Source organism: Pengzhenrongella sp. (assembly GCF_036565025.1).
Classification (GTDB): domain Bacteria; phylum Actinomycetota; class Actinomycetes; order Actinomycetales; family Cellulomonadaceae; genus Pengzhenrongella.
In genome coordinates this window covers 1-15,276 of record NZ_DATCNW010000222.1, presented here as the reverse complement: position 1 = coordinate 15,276, position 15,276 = coordinate 1, and the positions used below count along the sequence as shown (strand labels likewise).

Genomic DNA, 15,276 nt, shown 5'->3' with positions numbered 1-15,276 from the left:
CAACGGAGAGATCAGCCGCATGGTCTTCGGACCCGACGGGCAGATCCTGAACGTCGGACGCAAGAAACGCACGTACCGCAAACACTTGCGGCGCGCGATCATCGCCCGTGACAAGCACTGCCAGTACCCGGCGTGCAACGCACCACCACGCCTGTGCGAAGGACACCATTCCAAGCATTGGGCTCGCGATCACGGCGACACCGATGCCACTACCGGCGTGCTGCTCTGCTTTCACCATCACACCCATGTCCACAACAACGGTATCGAGGTCACGTGGAAACCCGGCGGCGGGTGGCAGTTCACCGACCGCCACGGCGTGGTCATCCTGCGCACCTGAGGAGAATCGCTGATCTGAAGGCCGCAACCAATGGGACCCCGGATCTGACCTGCCGTGTTGTTATGCCCCGTGTTGTTATGGCCCGTGTCGTCATGCCATTGTCGCGCCGCGTCGCGCCAGGTCCGCGCCAGGTCCGCGCCAGGTCCGCGCCAGGTTCACATCAGGTTGCAGACGTCGCGGACGTCCGCGAGGCTCACAGACTGCGCATAGAAACCCTCAAGGGGCCGCCCAGGGTGATCACTCAACACTGGGTCCCATGAACATCAGCCGACGCGCACGCAGCCCGCTCACCAGGCGGATCCGGATGGCGATTGGTGGTGTCGGCGTGGCAACCCTGGCTGGTTTTGGGTTGTTCGTCGAGCAGGCCGCCAACGCCGACCAGACCGACACGACCTCGACCGGAACCTCCGCGACCACCTCTTCGACGCCGTCCGACACCGCGACGAGCGCCACGACGTCCGACTCCGGCGGCACCTCGACCAACTCGACCTCGAGCGGCACGAGCAGCTCGACCAGCTCGAGCTCGACAAGCTCCGACTCGAGCGCGGGCTCGACAACGACCTCCGGATCCGACTCCAACAGCTCCACCTCCGCCAACACCGGTACCGGCTCGTCGTCGGTCACCAGCGGAACCACCTCCCAGAGCGACAGCGGGAGCAACGGATCATGACGACCACCCGAACCGTCACCACGACCGCCGTCCTCGACCGAGATGCGCCCCTCCCGACCGCGAGCTGGCAGGACTGGAGCTGCCTGGTCCGCCTGGTCGTGAGCGATCCGGACGCCCTGACACCGGCGATCGCCTACCTCGAGGCGATGATGCAGCGCGTCGATCGCGCGGCGAGCCGGTTCCGCGCCGACTCCGAGCTCAGCTGGGCCAACGCCAACCCCGGTCGACCGGTGGTCGTGTCCCGGACCATGGCCAACCTGGTCGCGTCCGCGCTGCGGGAGGCCGCTCGCTCCGACGGCGCGGTCGATCCGACCGTCGGTGACGATCTGGTCCGGCTCGGCTACGACCGGGACATCGCGCTGGTCCGAGACAGCCCGCTGCCGGTCGGTTCCGGACCCGAACCTGTCGCCCGGCCCTCGTGGCGCGACGTGCGGCTGGACGAGATCGCGTGCCTGCTCACCGTCCCCGCCGGCTGCACGCTCGACCTGGGCGCGACCGCGAAGGCCCAGACCGCCGACTGGGCGGCCGCGGACCTGAGCGACCGCTTCCGCTGCGACGTGCTCGTGGAGATCGGTGGCGACCTGGCGGTGGCCGGACGCAAGGACGACTGGCAGGTGACCGTCGCCGAGCGTGTCGGTCAGGCCGGCGAGCAGGTGACTCTCGGCGCGGGCGGTATAGCCACCTCGACGACGACCATCCGGCGCTGGCGGCGCGGGGACACCGAGATCAGTCACCTCATCGACCCGGCCACCGGGGCCCCCGCGGCCGGACCGTGGCGCACCGTGACCGTCGCCGCCGGGAACGCGACCCATGCGAACACGTGCAGCACGGCCGCCGTCGTCCTCGGGGACGGCGCGGTGACCTGGCTCGGCATACAGCGGGTCGCCGCGCGCCTCGTTCATCAATCCGGCGAGGTCCACGCGATCGGAGGCTGGCCATGCTGACCTGGTACCTGGCTCGCGGGGCCGGCATCGCGGCGTTCGCCGCCCTGAGCCTCGCCACCGGAGCGGGTGCGTTCACCGCCCGGCACCGCACTGAATCCCTTCGGTCGCTGGAACGCCGCGTCGTGGTCCAGTACGTCCATCGCTCCGCCGCGCTGGCCGGGCTCCTGCTGCTCACGGCGCATGTCGGCTTCTTGATCGCGGATGCCGCCGCCGGGGTCGGCTGGCTCGGCGCCCTGGTCCCGTTCGCCTCGAGCTATCGGCCGTGGCAGGTCACCCTGGGCCTGGTCTCGGCCTACCTGCTGGTGGCCGTCGCGGTGACCGGGATGCTGCGCTCGAGATTCGCCCTCTCGGAGCGCGCGGCCGGCCTGTGGCGCCGGATCCACCTGGCGTCCTATGCCGCGTGGGCAATGTCGGCGTGGCACTTCCTCGTCGCCGGAACCGACTCCGGAACCTGGTGGGCCCGGGTCGTCCTGGCCGGCGGCGTCGCGATCGTCGCGGCCGGCGTCCTCGCGCGGCTCGGCGAGCGGCCGGTGATCGGCGACCGGAGCTCGGCACCCGAACGGGCGACGGGCGCCTCCGGGCGCCGAACGTCCGACACCGCAGCCCCCCAGACCGCCCGCAGGCTCGAATCGATCGGAGGATCCCGATGACCCCCACCTTGCATACGAGGCCGGACAGTCCGCGAAGAGCTGCGGCCCGTGCGCCTTCGGCCTCCCCGCGCTGGCCGACGACGTCCTGGCCCTGGCCGCCGGCCGCGCCGAACCCGGCGTCGCCGAGCGGCACGCCCGGATGGTCACCGGCCGCGGCGCGTGCGCTCATCCCGACGGCGCGGCCCGGTTCGTGCTCAGCGGGCTCGCCACGCTCGCCGGCGAGGTTCGCGCGCACGCAGCCGGGAACGGCTGCGGACGCCAGGATCGCGGCCTGCTCGCTCTCACCCGTGCGCACGCCTTCGACCGGAGGACCCGATGAGCGCCGACGACCAGCGTCCGGCGAACCTGGCCATCGACTGGACCCGGTGCGACGGGCACGGCCTGTGCGCCGCACTTCTGCCCGGATCGATCCGGCTCGACGACTGGGGCTACCCGGTGCTCGACCAGGCCCGGATCGCCGCCGCCGAACCCAGCGACGTGAAGCGGGCGGTGTCCGTGTGCCCGGCGCTCGCGCTTCGGCTGACCCGCGGACAGTGACCATCGAACCGTCGACGCCTTGCGTCCCGACCGGCGTTCCGCTATAAATGACACGACATAGATGTTGTGTCATTTATCATCGGAGGAGCCGTCATGGGTCCGATCACCAAGGTGTCGGTCGTCAGCACGGGAACGGTCCGGATCAGGCCGCAGCACGTGCAGTCGACCGGCTCCCCGCTGCTGTGGTGGCTGCTGACCTCGCGCCGCTGGACCGCGCCGCGCCCGATCAACGTCTACGTGATCGAGCACGAGCGCGGGCTGGTGCTGTTCGACACCGGGCAGGACCGCCGTTCGGTGACCGACCCGGACTACTTCCCGGGCGGGTTCACCGGTCACCTCTACGCACGCCTCGCGCAGTTCGCGATCGGGCCCGGCGAGACGTTGACCGAGCAGCTGCGCGGGATCGGGTACGAGCCCGACCAGGTGCGCACCGTCGTGCTCTCGCACCTGCACCAGGACCACATCGGCGGCCTCGCCGAGCTGCCGAACGCCGAGATCCTCGTGAGCGCGCGGGAGCTGGCCGAGCTCGACGCCCCGTTCGCGGAGGTCAATGGCCTGCTCAAGCGCCACATCGAGCTGCCCGGACTGCGGTGGACACCGGTGACCCCGGCCCCGCTGGATGACGAATCCATCGCGGGGTTCACCGCGGCGCACGACGTGTTCGACGACGGCAGCCTGCTCCTGCTACCCACCCCGGGGCACACGCCGGGTTCGCTCTCGCTGCTGGCGCGGCGCGACGGGATGGCGCCGCTGCTGTTCGTGGGCGACCTGACGTACGACGTCGACCGGCTCGTCGCCGAACGCGTGCCGGGAGTCGGCTCGCGCACCGGCCTCCTGGCGTCCACGCGGGCGGTCAACGAGCTCCGGCAGCAGCACCCCGATCTCGCGATCCTGGCCGCCCACGATCCCGCTGCGGCCGGGCACCTGCGCCGGGCGCTCGACGCGAGCCCCGCCGCATGAGGCCGGCCGAGCTCATTCGCTACCTCGTGCTCGCGGCGCAGCGCGAGGGCAACCGGCGTCTGACCGGCGAGCTACGGGCGATCGGGCTCACCCCGTCGCAGTCCGAGGTGCTGCGCATCCTCGGCGATCACGCACCGCTCTCGCTCACCGGGCTCGGCGAGCTCCTGATCTGCGAGAGCGGCACGAACCCGAGCCGACTGGTCGATCGGCTGGTCGGTGCGGGCCTGGTCGAACGCGTCGTGGCCGACGACGATCGGCGGCACGTCACGTTGTCGCTCACCGCCGCGGGTCGCGAGTCGGAGGCCGCGGTGCGCGTCGTGGAGGACCGGCTGTACGCCGACCTGGACGCCGCGACGGCCGGCGTCGACCTGACCGGGGCCTTGGACCTGTTGGGCCGGCTGAGCGCCGGAGGCCTCGCGGGCGACGCGCTGGCGAACCGGATCGCCGCGCAGGCGGGCACCGCGCGATGATCGACGGTCATCGACAACTTCGACCTGCGCGACAGGGCGTACGAGACCGCCTCGGTCTCCGGCCGCGTCACCCAGGAGGTCCTGCTGCTGGCCGGTTCCAAGGATCACTACGTGCCGCTGCGTCAGCTCACCGATCAGATCAGTTCACTCACGGCGGCACGATCGGTCACCGTACGGGTACTCACGGAGGCCGAGAGCGCCCAGAATCATGTCCACGTCGGTCACACCGGGCTCGCGCTGCGCGTGATGGCGAACTGGATGACCGAGCTCGACCTCGAGAGGTAGCCATGAGAAACGTGCCGCGCGACAGCCCGGCCACGATCGAGGTCCCTGAGCCGTGAGTGACGGTTCCATCGACCGGCGCAGGTTCCTCGGCATCCTCGGGCTCGGTGCGGGGGCCCTCGCCCTGGGCGGGTCGGCCGGACCGGTCCGTGTCGTCGGCGACCAGTACCCCGACGTCTCGGCCATGCTCGCCGCCGAGCCGTTCTACGTCGCGCACCACGGCTGCTCGCGCACCTGGCCGGAGATGAGCCGCTACGCCTACACCCAGGCGGCCCGCGCGGGCTTCGGGGCGTTGGAGCTCTCGCTGGCCCGCACGCGCGACGGCGTCTGGTTCGGGCTGCACGATGCGACCCTGGACCGGACCTCGGCAGTCACCGGCAAGACCGCGAGCGAGCTGACCTGGGCCCAGGTCCAGCGGTACCGGATCCTCGGCTCGACCGCGGCCGACGACCCCACGCAGCCGGACCGGCCGTACATGCGCTGGGAGGAACTCATCGCGGCGTACTACCCCTCGCACGTGATCTTCGTCGATCCCAAGCACGCCGTCGCGCACCGCGCCGAGCTGATGGCGAAGATGGACGCGCTGCCGGGCACCCCGCAGGACCACCTGGTCTGCAAGTACTACGGCGTCTCGGGCAACCTCGAGAACACCTCCGGATGGGCGAGGCTCGCGGCCCTTCGCGGGTACCGCAGGTGGGGCTACTTCTACCAGCCCGATGCCCCGGACTTCGCGGCCTACCAGGGCCGGTGGGACCTGTTGGGGCTGGACTACACAGCGGACGACGCCACCTGGGCGGCGCTGCTCGGCTACGGCAAGCCCGTCATCGCGCACGTCGTGCCGAACCGGGCCGCCGCGCAGACGGCCCGACACAGGGGCGCCGCCGGCCTGATGGTCTCAGGCGCGACGGCGATCCACGTGTCCGGTGAGCACCGGTTCAGACCGACGCTGGCGCTCCCGTCTCGACGTTGAGGATGTTGCCGTCCGGGTCGGCGAACCAGACGGACTTCATGGCATCACCCATGCTCGCCACCCCGTCCGTCCAGACCAGGGGCTCCAGGTCGAAGGTCTGGAAGGTCACCCCCTTGGCACGCAGCGCCGCGACCTCGGCGTCGAACGCGTCGGGCGCCACGTCGAACGTGACGGCGGTCGCCTTGTTCGTGCCCGCGTACGAGGAGAGGTAGACCAGGAACCTGCCGCTGCCGGACGGATAGATGACGCCGTCGGGCACGTCACCGATCACCGGGGAGAACCCGAGGGTGCCCTCGTAGAAGGCCCGCGCCTGGACGAGGTCCTTGACCGCGAGGGCGGGAATGGGTGGGTAGTCGGCGAGCATGACGCCTCCAGCGCGGACCGGACGACCATCGGCCGGTCGGCAACTCGAACGTAGAGCCGCCCGGACGACGGGGTCAACTTCCGACTCAGCTCACCGCGAGCCCAGCCACGGTGGCCGGCAACCTCTCCCACGAGCCGATGGGCGCGAGCGAGCCGCGCTCGCCGACGGCCCAGCCGAACAGTCGCCGGGAGTCGGCATCGATCGCGTACAGGTACCGGCCGTCCCGGCTCAGGTCCTCGTCCCGCAGCCCCGGATGCCCCTCGACCGCGACGCCCGCCGCGGCCTCGTCGAGCTCGAGACTGCCGTCGGCGTTGATCGCGTACCGCGAGACGGCGCCGTCGGCGTAGTTGGTCGTGTACGCGTAGCGGTCGTCCTTCGAGACCACGGCCCAGCAGATCTCGCTGCGCCCGTTGCCGACGGACCGCGAGACCGGCGCGACGCCGCCGTCGGCGAGCACGTACGAGGAGGCCGCCGCCATGCCGACCTGCGCCCCGAACGCCTCGGTCACGACGAGCCCGCCGCTGCGGGTGAACGCGAAGCCGTACGGCGTCGGGCCGGACGAGGGCTGCACGACGGCCCGCCCGAGGTACCCGTCCTCGTCCACCGGGTAGGCGACGATCGCGTTCGCGCCGCGTTCGGTGACGACGAGGATCGTGCCGTCGGGGCTGAACCCGACCTGAGCCGGGTCGGCGCCGGCCGAGAGGTAGCGGGTCGAGCCGGCGATCGGCTCGATCTCATGCCAGGGCAGCCCGAGCCGGAACCCGGTCAGGGACGGGTCACCGGTGTTGAGCACGTACACCAGCCCGTCGTGCTCGGCCACGGACTTGGGCGCACGACCGGTCGCGGCCTTCCGCGTGAGCGTCAGCCGGTCCTCGCCGACGGCGAACACGCTGACGTTGCCGCTCCCGGCGTTCGTCACGAGCACGAATCGCCCGTCCCCGGTGAGCGTGACCGAGCCCTGCGAGGTGAGGTGCGCGACGCCGTCGCCCGCGCCTCCCGTCTCGTAGGTTCCGGCCGGGGTCAGGCTCCCGTCGGCGGCCCGCTCGAAGGTCAGCAGCCGATTGTGGTCGGGCTCGTTGCTCTGCACGTAGAGGTACCCGGGCCTCGGGTCGATGGCATCGGTCGACATCTCGTCCTCCCTGCTGTCGGCACCCCGGCAGGGCATCCGACCCCTCTCTGTCCCATCTTGTCCCACAGGGACCCGATCCGATACGCCCATCTTGACGCCCGGCGGCCTGCTCGCCAGCGGGTCCTGCACTTCCGGCACCTGAACGCCGACGACACCGACTCCGCGCACGACCGGCTCCGCTACGTGCCGGATCGGCCGGACGTGGTGGAGTCGCGACTGCACGAGGGAGAGACGACCTCGGCCACCGTCCGTCAGGGGTCGTGGGCGAGGTTGACCGAGCAGAATTCGCTTGCCTCGCCGGGACCTGAGAACGAGACTTCCCGCGTGAAGATGCACGAGGGACAGGTCGAAATCAGCGCGGACGACGTAAGAGCCATGCTGCTCACGCAACGTCCTGACCTCAGCGATCCACTGATTCGGCCGGTCGTCTCGTCGGGCACCGTCGCCACGCTGTTCCGCCTCGACGAGGATCTCGTGGCGCGCTACCCCTTGGTTCCCGCGGCGGACGACGTGCGCCGGGTCGAGATCTGCGGCGAGATCGCCCATGCGCAGGCCGTGTCGACGCGGGTCTCGCTGGAGGTCCCCGAGCCGGTGTGTGTGGGTGAGCCGAACGATCGGTATCCCGGCTGGTGGTCCGTCTGGAGATGGTTGCCCGGGGAGACGATGTGTCAGGACGCGGTCAACGATCTCAATCGTTTCGCGCGCGACCTGGCCTCGTTCGTCCGCGAATACCGAGCCATGCCCACCGACGGGCGCACCTGGGACGGCGCCTGCCGCGGCGGCGGTCCCCTGCTCGACAAGGACGAGTGGGTCCGGCACTCGATCGCCCGGAGCAGCCACCTGGTCGACACCGACACGGTCACCGCCATCTGGGAGGAGTGTCTGCGGGCCGACCCTCATGACGACGATCCCGTGTTCATCCATTCCGACTTGCTTGCTGCGAACCTGCTCGCCCGCGAGGGCCGGCTGGCTGCCGTCATCGATCTGGGTCTGCCGCACGCCGGCGATCCCGCCGCTGACTTGACGCCTGCCTGGCACATCCTGGGCAGCGAGAGCCGCCGCATATGGCGCGAGGAGCTGACCCCCGACGACGAGTCGTGGACCAGAGCCAAGGGGTGGGCCCTCGAGCAGGCGATCGGCGCTCTGCACTACTACGAGCATTCCAACCAGGGCATGTTCTCAGCAGCCCGGCGAACCCTCAACGAACTCATCAAAGAACCGTCGCTCCGCTGAGGCACGATCACGCGGATCGCGCGAGGCTGACGGCGCGCGCGGAAAATGGCTCGGCCGGTGTTCGCGGTGTCCTGTTCGACTTCCACGACACCCTCGTCTACGCCGGCAGCTTGGCCGCGTGGGTGGCAGACGGCGGCGGTTGGGACATTGCCGCGGACGAGCGCGAGCGGGTGCTCGCGGTCCTGCCGGACGCGTGGGCCCGCGCCGCCGCCCGCTGGCCGGGGTCATTCTGGGACCTGAGCCCCGCTGAGCATCGCCGAGCGTTCACCTGGATCCTGCAGGAGGACGGCGGGTGCTCACCCGCGCTGGCCACGTCCCTCTACGACTCGATGCCGAACCAGTGGCAGCTCGCCCAGGGGGTCGCCCCGTTGTTCACGCGGTTGTGCCGTGACGGGATCCGGATAGGCATCGTCTCCAATATCGCGATCGACATCCGTCCGGTCCTCGACCAGTGGGGCCTGCTGGGCCAGCTGGACGCCGTCGTGCTCTCGTTCGAGGTAGGCATGGTGAAGCCCGACCCTGCGATCTTCCTGCTCGCCGCAGCGGCCATCGACCGACATCCCGCCGAGTGCCTCATGGTCGGGGACAGCCCCGCGATCGACGGCGCTGCCAGCAGGGTCGGGATGCGCTCGCTCATCGTGGCGAAGGGGGACGCCGGGCCCCGGCTCGACGCGGTGGCGCCCCTGTGCGGATTGACGCCCACGTGAGCACTCATGCCATGGGCAGCTCCGCGCGGAGGATCACCTCCTGCGAAGGTGGGTGAACGGCGCGCTGCCTCTCAGCGGTCCGTGACGAACGAGGAGGCGACACCCATGGTCGAGCAACCCAGCCCCCACCAGCCGGTCACCTACGACCGCCACGACCACGTCGAGGGCCCGTTCTACCACGGCACGAAGGCCACGCTCCGAGCCGGCGTCGAACTCGTCCCGGGCTACGGCTCCAACTTCCAGCAGAGCCGGGTGTCCAACAACATCTACTTCACCGCGCTCGTGGACACCGCCGCCTGGGGAGCGGAGCTGGCGACCGCGCTGGCCGGGAGTGGGGAGCGGGGGCACATCTACGTCGTCGAGCCCATGGGCCCGTTCGAGGACGACCCGAACGTGACGAACAAGCGATTCCCGGGCAACCCCACGCAGTCCTACCGGACACGCCGCCCGCTGCGCGTCGTCGCAGAGCTGGAGAGCTGGCAGGGCCACGCCCCCGAGGTGCTGAAAGGCATGCTGGACCACCTCGCCCAGCTCCGGGAGCAGGGTCTCGACGTCATCGAGGACTAGCCGGACGTGCCGGGGGTCGGATGGTCGCGACGACGTCACGGCCATCTTGGAACCACGTGCGGATGGGCAGGCAGAAGAACACTGCGTCGGACCGTGTAAGCCAGCCGGCCGGACGCGTCCGGGACGTTCGAGAAGCCAGGGAGCCTGATCATCGGGAACGGCCATCATCGGGTGGGCCGGACATCTCGGATCGTGGCTTCGAGTTGGACGGCGCAACGTGCCCCCGGGATCGTCCACACCCCGGGTCACCAGCGCCGGTCTAGACTTTTGCGCTCTCGACGATCGGACCGAGCCATCCACCTGAACCAGCGAGGCGGCGTGAACCAGCCATGAACGTCGTCACCGTGATCATGATCGTCGCGCTGCTGATCGGCGTCGTGCACGGTTACCGGCTCGGGCTCGGTTGGGTGGTCCTGCCCTCGGCCGGGTTCGTGGCGGGGTTCCTCCTGGGGGTGCGGCTGGCGCCCCTGGCGATGCGCTTCGTCGAGCACCCCGCGGCAAAGTTCGCGGCCGCCGTCGTCGTCACGATCATCCTCACCTCGCTCGGCGCCGCGCTCGGACGCTTCGTGGCACGCAGCTTCGACACCGCCAGCGACCGGCTGCACCTCGGGTGGGTGAACCGGACTCTTGGGGCGGGCCTGCAGGCGGCCATCGTCCTGGTGGTCGCCTGGCTCCTCGCCTCCGGAGCGTCGACCGTCGACGCGTTCGGGCTCGGCCGGCAGGTGCAGACCTCGCCCGTGATCCGCGCGCTCAACGACGTACTGCCGACGCCGCCGGACATCGTCTCGCGACTCCGCGGGATCATCAGCCCGAACGGCTTCCCGAACGTCTTCCTCGCGGGCGAGCCCAGGACTGCGGTGATCACCCCGGGCAAGACCATCGATCCCGCCACGGTCGCCACCGCCTCGGGCTCGGTCGTGCAGGTCATCGGGGTGGGCTGCGGCGGGCTCGTCGAGGGGTCCGGCTTCGTGGTCGCGCCCGGGGTCGTGGTGACCAACGCGCACGTCGTCGCCGGGGTCGGCAAGCTCACGGTCACGGACGGCGCTGGGCGACACGCCGCGACGGTCGTGCATTTCGACCCGGACGAGGACCTCGCCGTGCTCACCTCACCCGCCGTGCAAGCCCCCGCGCTGCGCACCGATTCCTCCGTCCTCCCGCCGGGCGCCACCGGGGCCGTCCTGGGCTACCCCGGCGGCGGGCCGCTGCGCGAGAGCGGCTCCGTCGTCCTGAGGCGCACGATCGCGGTCGGTCAGAACATCTATGGCAAGGGGACCGTGAACCGGTCCGTCTACACGGTCGCAGCCAACATCGAGCCCGGCAGCTCGGGCGGCCCGCTGCTCACGAGCGAGGGGACGGTCGCCGGCGTCGTGTTCGCGAAGTCCGTCACCCAGGACGACGTCGGCTACGCACTGACCTGGAGCGAGGTCGCCGCGGACGTGCGCGCCGCGAGCACGCGGACCGCGGCGGTGCCGAACGGGGCGTGCACGACCGGGTGACCCCACGGTCTTCGCGGTCGGTCCGGAAAATACCCTCAGTGCCGAATGAGCCCGCCGACCGGAACCGGAGCGACGTGACCGGTTGCCGGGAGGGCCCGCGCAAGACCGACGTCGACGAGCGATGATCGGCGCAGGCGACCTACATCGGGTAGCGGAGTCCAGACCGACTCGGCGGTCTCGCCGTTCGGCTCGGGCCGGAGTACGCCACCAATGATGCGGACCTGATGGAAGATGCCGACATTCTGGTGCTCGATCCCTGACCGCGCCTCGCCAGCGGAAGTTCGGGACCCTACCTTTGCCGGTCATCGCGGTGCCGGGACGGTGTCGGGCCGTGTGGCAGGATCGGCCGGTGCCAGCCGATGAGCCCGACGAAGCGCGGCACGTCGGCACCGGGAACGAGGCGTGGCGAGACGTTCTGCGCGGCCTGGTCGCTCATGGGATCGCGCCACGAGCCATGGCGGCCCGCGGCTCGGGGTTGGGCCTGCAGTTCGAGCTACGCGAACTGACGCCGCACACCCGTGAGCGGTGGAACGGCCCGACCTCGCGGACGGCGACGAGCCGAGGCGCCGCCCGCCCCACCGCCGATGAGGCAGCGACGCGCGGCCAGGGCCTCGAGGGTCGCGGTGAGTACCGGCTCGGCGTGCGCCCGGTCGTGCGCTCCGAGCGGGGCTGGACCCGGGGCATCCTCACCTGGTCGAATATCGCCCAGATGCGTGGCCGGCTCGACCTGGACGCCGAGCAGCACCGATGGTTCTGCCAGTTCGGAGCCCTGCATCGCGCGGCCGGCCCCGCCCTGCCGGGCGGCGATCTCGCGTGGGTGTACCTCGACGACTTCATCAACCCGGTGCTCTGGGACCTGCTCACCCAGGCCCGGGCGATCGGCATCGTCTTCGTCGGCTCAGGCTCCGGCGCCACCGTACGCGTCGCGGAACGCGCGCACCTGGGCCTTGACACCGAGCGGTCGGCGCGGGGCATCCGCGTGCGCGCCAGACTCACGGTGGACGGCGCCCCGGTCGAGGTGCGGGACGCTCACGCGATCGGCACGCACGGCGTCTACGTCGTCGACGTCGAGCGGCCGCGCCGGATCGTGCTGGCGCCCACGGTCGCGCCGCTCGGCGCGCAACAGCTCACCCTCCTCGGGACTCGGGGCGGTCGCACCGTCGCGGACGCGCTGCGCGAGGGCGTCCTCGTCCCTTCGGACCGGGCCGAGGAGTTCGCGCGCGAGCACGTCCCCGCGCTGCGCGCCGGCCTCGACGTCGACAGCGCGGACGGCACCGTGGACCTACCCGCTCCCGCGCCGCCGACCCTGGTGCTGACCGCCCGGTACGCGCCCCGTCACACCGTCGACCTCGCCTGGCACTGGGATGGACACGCACGTTCCGGCCCCACACCCGACCCACGCTCGGTCCTCCCGCTCGGCATGCTGCCCGACGACTGGTGGCCGCAGGACGGGACCGGGCTGCCCGTGCCGGTGACGCTCCGCGGCGTCGAGGCCGCCGAGTTCGCGGCCGGCACCGCACCCCGCCTCGCGGCCCTGCCCGGAGTCCGGGTGGACGCCGTCGGCACCCGGCCGAACTACCGCGAGCTGCATGGCACACCTGTCCTCACGGTCGCCGCGCAGCCCACCGAGACGAACGACTGGTTCGATCTGGGCGTGAGCGTCACGGTCGACGGCCGCACCATCCCCTTCGTGCCCCTCTTTCGCGCGCTCGCCAAGGGGCGTCGCAAGCTGCTGCTCGTCGACGGCAGCTTCCTGGCGCTCACCCATCCCGCCCTCGAGCCGCTGGCAGCACTGATCGCCGAGGCCACGGACCTGAACGAGTGGCGCACCGGGCCGCGGATCAGCCGGCACCAGACCAGCCTGTGGGCTGACCTCGTCGACGTCGCGGACGCGGCGGTCGCGGCCCCGCAGTGGCGCGACCTGCTGGCCGAGGCCGACGACCCGACCCTGCGCGAGACGTCGCTCCCCGACGGGCTGCGCGCCGAGCTGCGGCCCTACCAGCTCGAGGGTTTCCACTGGCTGGCGTTCCTGTGGCGCCATCAGCTCGGCGGGATCCTCGCCGATGACATGGGGCTCGGCAAGACGCTGCAGTGCCTCGCCCTGGTCCAGCACGTCACCGAGCAGCGGCCGGCCGGCGAGCCGCGGCGCCCCTTCCTGGTGGTCGCGCCGACGTCGGTCGCGGCGAACTGGGTGAGCGAGTCCGCCCGCTTTACGCCCGGGCTGACCGTGCGGCGCATGTCCGCCACCGACGCCGCGAACACGACGAGCGTGGCCGAGGCCGCCGAAGGCGCGGACATCGTCGTCACGACCTATGCGCTGCTGCGGCTCGACTTCGACGCCTACCAAGGGTTCGCCCGCGACGCCGGCTGGGCGGGGCTGATTCTCGACGAGGCGCAGAACGTCAAGAACCCGTCCTCACGTGTGCACCAGTGCGCCCGTGACCTACGGGCGCGGTTCACCGTGGCCGTGACCGGCACGCCGTTGGAGAACTCACTGACCGAACTGCACGCCCTGTTCTCGATCGCCAGCCCGGGGCTGCTCGCCTCCGCTCGGAGCTTCGGCGAGCAGTACGTCCGGCCGATCGAGGGCGTGCGCACCGGGATCACGACCGGGCGCGGCGCCGGTGGTGCGCCCGCCGACAACGCCCAGCTGCGCACCCTGCGCCTTGATCGGCTCCGACAGCGGATCCGGCCGTTCATGTTGCGCCGCACCAGAGACCTCGTCGCCGCCGACCTGCCCGACAAGCAAGAACAGACCCTGACGGTCGAGCTGACCCCCGAACACCGCGTGCTCTACGACCTGTACCTCCAACGGGAGCGCAAGAAGGTCCTGGGCCTGGTGGACGACCTCGATCGACAGCGGTTCATCGTCTACCGGTCCCTGACCCTGCTGCGGATGCTCGCCCTGGACGCCTCCCTGATCGACCCCGCGCACGCCGGCGTGCCCTCCAGCAAGCTCGACGCCCTGCTCGACCAGCTCTCCGACGTCGTCACCGAGGGCCACCGCGCCCTTGTGTTCAGCCAGTTCACCTCCTACCTCAAGCTCGCAGCCGACCGCCTGACCGCGGCAGGCATCGCCTTCACCTACCTCGACGGCTCCACCGTGCGCCGCGCCCAGGTGATCGACGAGTTCCGCACCGGAACCGCACCCGTCTTCCTCATCAGCCTCAAGGCCGGCGGCACCGGCCTGAACCTCACCGAAGCCGACTACGTCTTCCTGCTCGACCCGTGGTGGAACCCCGCGACCGAAGAACAGGCGATCGCGCGCGCGCACCGAATCGGCCAGCACCGCAACGTGATGGTGTACCGACTGATCGCTGCCGACACGATCGAAGAGAAGGTCATGGCGCTCAAGGCACGCAAGGCCGCGCTCGTGAACGCCGTCATCGACGACGGCGACCTGTTCAGCGGGGCACTCACCGCCGACGACATCCTCGAACTCCTCGCCTGAGAACCCCGCGGGCAGCCACGCTCGCATCATCGGTGGATCGAGGCCAGCCTCTGGTCAGTAGGCACTGCGAAAGTCGGCAAGGGCCTCAAACATCGCTTTTCGTCCAACCGTGGCAAGCGCCGGGTTCCTGATGCGGTAGCAGCGCGCGGCCCCGAGTCCGAGGCACAGTGCCCAGCCGAGCCCCCGTGCCCATGTCGTGTCGTCGACGTCGGCGGCGGTGCGGAAGAGCTCGCGGGTTTCGCCGCCGAACAGATACCAGGCGGGTATCAGATCGCAGGCGGGGTCACCGATACCGAGTGTGCCGAAGTCGATGACGCCTGTAGAAGGTCCTCCGGTGTACACGACCCGTTCGCGGGGCGCAGATCCAAGCTCTGGACCGCAGCGCGCCGGACCGAGACCCCGGCGACCCGGGCGACGTCCGCGATGACGGGTGGGCGGCGAAGCGGTTGGTCGATCACATGTGGAGCGTAGCCAGACGAACGGCGGCGAGACGGCGACCGCGGTCGCCG

16 protein-coding genes and 2 pseudogenes are annotated in these 15,276 nt (G+C 70.9%); 14 read left to right on the top strand and 4 right to left on the bottom strand.

Going from position 1 to position 15,276, the window contains the following annotated elements:
* Positions 1-337 (top strand): annotated as a pseudogene (locus VIM26_RS12875) (HNH endonuclease signature motif containing protein); the annotation flags it as partial.
* A 237-nt stretch (positions 338-574) separates the two neighbouring features.
* Here VIM26_RS12875 and VIM26_RS12870 read toward each other — a convergent pair.
* Entirely contained in the window at positions 575-961 is a 387-nt protein-coding gene (locus tag VIM26_RS12870) for a hypothetical protein (RefSeq protein WP_331951768.1), read from the bottom strand.
* Positions 962-1,003: 42 nt separating this feature from the next.
* On the opposite strand from VIM26_RS12870, the gene VIM26_RS12865 reads away from it, so the two are divergent.
* The 8 genes and pseudogenes from VIM26_RS12865 to VIM26_RS12830 all read left to right on the top strand — a co-directional run bounded on the left by VIM26_RS12865 (position 1,004) and on the right by VIM26_RS12830 (position 5,820).
* On the top strand, positions 1,004-1,951 hold the full coding sequence (locus VIM26_RS12865; RefSeq protein ID WP_331951766.1) for an FAD:protein FMN transferase: 948 nt from the start codon (positions 1,004-1,006) through the stop codon (positions 1,949-1,951).
* A complete protein-coding gene (locus VIM26_RS12860) occupies positions 1,945-2,601 on the top strand; it encodes a hypothetical protein (RefSeq protein ID WP_331951764.1) in 657 nt (218 codons plus the stop codon). The genes VIM26_RS12865 and VIM26_RS12860 overlap by 7 nt, the downstream gene beginning before the upstream one ends.
* A 31-nt stretch (positions 2,602-2,632) precedes the next feature.
* Positions 2,633-2,920 (top strand): annotated as a pseudogene (locus VIM26_RS12855) (NADH-ubiquinone oxidoreductase-F iron-sulfur binding region domain-containing protein); the annotation flags it as partial.
* Positions 2,917-3,138, top strand: a complete 222-nt coding sequence (locus tag VIM26_RS12850; protein WP_331951762.1) for a ferredoxin — start codon at positions 2,917-2,919, stop codon at positions 3,136-3,138. The pseudogene VIM26_RS12855 and the gene VIM26_RS12850, both read left to right, overlap by 4 nt.
* A 93-nt stretch (positions 3,139-3,231) precedes the next feature.
* A complete protein-coding gene (locus VIM26_RS12845; protein ID WP_331951760.1) occupies positions 3,232-4,098 on the top strand; it encodes an N-acyl homoserine lactonase family protein in 867 nt (288 codons plus the stop codon).
* Positions 4,095-4,568 carry a MarR family winged helix-turn-helix transcriptional regulator gene (locus VIM26_RS12840; protein WP_331951758.1) on the top strand — a complete coding sequence of 158 codons (474 nt, stop codon included), beginning with the start codon at positions 4,095-4,097 and terminating at the stop codon, positions 4,566-4,568. Before VIM26_RS12845 ends, VIM26_RS12840 begins: the two co-directional genes overlap by 4 nt.
* 111 nt (positions 4,569-4,679) lie before the next feature.
* Positions 4,680-4,853 (top strand): hypothetical protein, encoded by a 174-nt coding sequence (locus VIM26_RS12835; protein ID WP_331951756.1) that lies wholly within the window; start codon positions 4,680-4,682, stop codon positions 4,851-4,853.
* A gap of 52 nt (positions 4,854-4,905) precedes the next feature.
* The gene (locus VIM26_RS12830) at positions 4,906-5,820 is read left to right on the top strand and encodes a glycerophosphodiester phosphodiesterase (RefSeq protein ID WP_331951754.1); all 915 of its coding nucleotides are present in this window, start codon (positions 4,906-4,908) and stop codon (positions 5,818-5,820) included.
* On the opposite strand, the gene VIM26_RS12825 is transcribed toward VIM26_RS12830, so the two are convergent.
* A complete protein-coding gene (locus tag VIM26_RS12825) occupies positions 5,786-6,184 on the bottom strand; it encodes a VOC family protein (RefSeq protein ID WP_331951752.1) in 399 nt (132 codons plus the stop codon). The two genes, VIM26_RS12830 and VIM26_RS12825, sit on opposite strands and share 35 nt — an antisense overlap.
* Positions 6,185-6,269: 85 nt before the next feature.
* The gene (locus tag VIM26_RS12820) at positions 6,270-7,313 is read right to left on the bottom strand and encodes a lactonase family protein (RefSeq protein WP_331951750.1); all 1,044 of its coding nucleotides are present in this window, start codon (positions 7,311-7,313) and stop codon (positions 6,270-6,272) included.
* A gap of 270 nt (positions 7,314-7,583) precedes the next feature.
* Here VIM26_RS12820 and VIM26_RS12815 point away from each other — a divergent pair, with 270 nt between their 5' ends.
* The 5 genes from VIM26_RS12815 (at position 7,584) to VIM26_RS12795 (ending at position 14,767) form a co-directional block, all read left to right on the top strand.
* Complete coding sequence (locus tag VIM26_RS12815) at positions 7,584-8,546, top strand: aminoglycoside phosphotransferase family protein (protein WP_331951748.1); 963 nt, start codon at positions 7,584-7,586, stop codon at positions 8,544-8,546.
* Positions 8,429-9,253 carry an HAD family hydrolase gene (locus tag VIM26_RS12810; RefSeq protein ID WP_331951746.1) on the top strand — a complete coding sequence of 275 codons (825 nt, stop codon included), beginning with the start codon at positions 8,429-8,431 and terminating at the stop codon, positions 9,251-9,253. Before VIM26_RS12815 ends, VIM26_RS12810 begins: the two co-directional genes overlap by 118 nt.
* A gap of 105 nt (positions 9,254-9,358) precedes the next feature.
* Positions 9,359-9,820, top strand: a complete 462-nt coding sequence (arr, locus tag VIM26_RS12805; RefSeq protein WP_331951744.1) for an NAD(+)--rifampin ADP-ribosyltransferase — start codon at positions 9,359-9,361, stop codon at positions 9,818-9,820.
* A 329-nt stretch (positions 9,821-10,149) separates the two neighbouring features.
* Positions 10,150-11,316 carry a MarP family serine protease gene (locus VIM26_RS12800; protein WP_331951742.1) on the top strand — a complete coding sequence of 389 codons (1,167 nt, stop codon included), beginning with the start codon at positions 10,150-10,152 and terminating at the stop codon, positions 11,314-11,316.
* A 349-nt stretch (positions 11,317-11,665) separates the two neighbouring features.
* On the top strand, positions 11,666-14,767 hold the full coding sequence (locus VIM26_RS12795) for a DEAD/DEAH box helicase (protein WP_331951740.1): 3,102 nt from the start codon (positions 11,666-11,668) through the stop codon (positions 14,765-14,767).
* Between the two features lie 54 nt (positions 14,768-14,821).
* On the opposite strand, the gene VIM26_RS12790 is transcribed toward VIM26_RS12795, so the two are convergent.
* Entirely contained in the window at positions 14,822-15,109 is a 288-nt protein-coding gene (locus VIM26_RS12790) for a phosphotransferase (RefSeq protein WP_331951739.1), read from the bottom strand.
* Positions 15,110-15,276: the final 167 nt, after the last annotated feature.

Coding starts and splice junctions, on each gene's coding strand:
- VIM26_RS12865 (WP_331951766.1), top strand. CDS start 1,004: ATGACGACCACCCGAACCGTCACCACGACCGCCGTCCTCGACCGAGAT.
- VIM26_RS12860 (WP_331951764.1), top strand. CDS start 1,945: ATGCTGACCTGGTACCTGGCTCGCGGGGCCGGCATCGCGGCGTTCGCC.
- VIM26_RS12850 (WP_331951762.1), top strand. CDS start 2,917: ATGAGCGCCGACGACCAGCGTCCGGCGAACCTGGCCATCGACTGGACC.
- VIM26_RS12845 (WP_331951760.1), top strand. CDS start 3,232: ATGGGTCCGATCACCAAGGTGTCGGTCGTCAGCACGGGAACGGTCCGG.
- VIM26_RS12840 (WP_331951758.1), top strand. CDS start 4,095: ATGAGGCCGGCCGAGCTCATTCGCTACCTCGTGCTCGCGGCGCAGCGC.
- VIM26_RS12825 (WP_331951752.1), bottom strand. CDS start 6,184: ATGCTCGCCGACTACCCACCCATTCCCGCCCTCGCGGTCAAGGACCTC.
- VIM26_RS12820 (WP_331951750.1), bottom strand. CDS start 7,313: ATGTCGACCGATGCCATCGACCCGAGGCCCGGGTACCTCTACGTGCAG.
- arr (WP_331951744.1), top strand. CDS start 9,359: ATGGTCGAGCAACCCAGCCCCCACCAGCCGGTCACCTACGACCGCCAC.
- VIM26_RS12800 (WP_331951742.1), top strand. CDS start 10,150: ATGAACGTCGTCACCGTGATCATGATCGTCGCGCTGCTGATCGGCGTC.